Source organism: Shewanella sp. (assembly GCF_051658185.1).
Classification (GTDB): domain Bacteria; phylum Pseudomonadota; class Gammaproteobacteria; order Enterobacterales; family Shewanellaceae; genus Shewanella.
In genome coordinates, this window is sequence record NZ_JBOFMC010000310.1 from 1 (window position 1) to 1,907 (window position 1,907).

1 protein-coding gene and 1 pseudogene are annotated in these 1,907 nt (G+C 55.5%); both read right to left on the bottom strand.

Features of this window, described 5'->3' with window-relative positions; translation table 11 throughout:
* Nucleotides 1-507, bottom strand: a pseudogene (locus tag ACRCZA_RS11835) (hypothetical protein); the annotation flags it as partial.
* Entirely contained in the window at nt 497-1,891 is a 1,395-nt protein-coding gene (locus tag ACRCZA_RS11840; protein ID WP_438674633.1) for a DUF3142 domain-containing protein, read from the bottom strand. The pseudogene ACRCZA_RS11835 and the gene ACRCZA_RS11840, both read right to left, overlap by 11 nt.
* Nucleotides 1,892-1,907 lie beyond the last annotated feature (16 nt).

Consider the following 1,907-nt stretch of genomic DNA (forward strand, 5'->3'; position numbering starts at 1 on the left):
TTCAAGTAGCTGATGAAAATAGCGTTTGGCGCGCTCGTAGTCTTTGGCCTCAAAGGCTGTGGCCCCTAAGGTATACCATATCAATGCTTGGGGCAGAGCGTGCTTTAGTTGTGCAGCCCGTTGCTCGGCGTCGATTGGCGTGGGAGCATCGCGCAGACTATTGACCAAAGCAAGCTCTGCTGAGGGCAACTCGTTATGCTCAAAGGCGCGGGTTTGGGAGAGGTAACGTTGCTGCTTTTCGTCCCACAGGTATTCCTTGGGCGCAGGAGGCGCTTGATATTGCCACGGCAATGGTTGCGCCAGTGATTGCAGTTGATGGCTAAATGCGGTTTGCGGCAAAAACTGTAGATTAGCTTGTCTATCCTGCGTGAGCTGCAAGGGAAAATCCGGTCCACAAGCCAAGAGCGGGGGCGCCAGCAGACTCAGACACATGAATCCACATTGTGTTAATCGCCATGCCCGGTTGTACGCGGCTCTCTTGGTGGTTCGAATTGACTTATGGTGCATAAATTCCCTGTAATTGTAATGAGGCACAACGAGCCCAGCCAATAACCCTTTGGGCATCAGGGGCGAGCATGCTGGGCTGAGTTGACGGCGGTGACATCGATGTCGGCTGTAACATCGATGTCGGCGACACAGTTGACGGCGGCGGTAAATACCATTGCAACTCGCCTTCACGCGCCTGCACCCGATACCCATTTTGCGCATCATACTCGCTGCAGGCAATGCCCGCTAGCGAGAGGGTTTCTGGCAGCGCGCCGGGGATATTACCTTGATTGATTAAGACGAGTTTATACAGATCAACGCGATGCGCTGCCTTGGCTATTGGCGTTGGAGTTGGTGTTGGTGTTGGCATTTGTGGCTTGGGTGCTGCGGTATTTAGCGCTTGGTGGCTGAGGGTTAATTGAATATCCGCCGCCAGCGCCCCTTGATGGGCGACCGCGATGAGGGTGCGAAGGGGCCAGATGCGTTTATCCCCCGCAAGGGGCAGCCGAAACCAGATGATGCCCGCCAACTTTTCATCCGTCAGGGCGCCCAGTTGTTGCACAAATTGCTGCAATTGCACTGGATCGGCCTGCAGCTCCTGCGCGCTATCACGGGCGTGGCTGGCAAGGCGAAGCGGGGTTTCGCTCTCCACAGTGGTGCCAGATGGCGTGTTTATCAGCGCCGAGCCATAGGTGGGGAGGGCAATGAAATAGGGCACAGTGCTTTTGGCCGAAAGCTGCTTGACCCATTGCCAGCCTTTTACAGGATCAAACAGCCCAAGGCGTGGATCGCTAACGCTGTGGATCTGGAGCACTAATTGATCAATTTGGCCCATTAATGGCTCAAAATCAGGGCTCGTCAACCAAGCAGGCAGGGCGGTAATGCTGAGCTTAAGCCCTGCGGGCAATTGCGAGCGAAGCTTACGGAGAAAATCGTGATACACCTGCAGTTGACTGCTGGGGCTATCGTGATCGATTTCGATACCCGCAAGTGGCGTCCCCTCTGCCTGCCAGCGGCCGACAAGTTGGCGGATATGCTCGAGTACCTTGGCATCATTGATGTGCGTTAGCTTGCCATCTAAACGGATCACGGCAATTTTGGGCCGAGGATCTTGTTGTAACCATGAATGATTGACGGCGACGTCAAACCAACGTAACCCCTCTTTAGGGTGCGGATGGGCTTGCAGAGCGAGCACTCGCAATCCTTGAAAGCTTTCTCGGCTTTGCTCGAGGGCGAGTTGGTGCGCTGGGCGCCATTGGCGCTGCCAAATATACACCTCTTGCGTGAGGGGGCTGGCTGATGCCGTGGGCGAGTTTGTTAAGGATTGCGGTGGTGCTGGTGGGTGGCAGGCGCTCATTAGCGCTACGCTGATGCAGAGTAACAGGCCTAAGTTAAGCTGGCGCAGGTTAACGCGCCAGCGA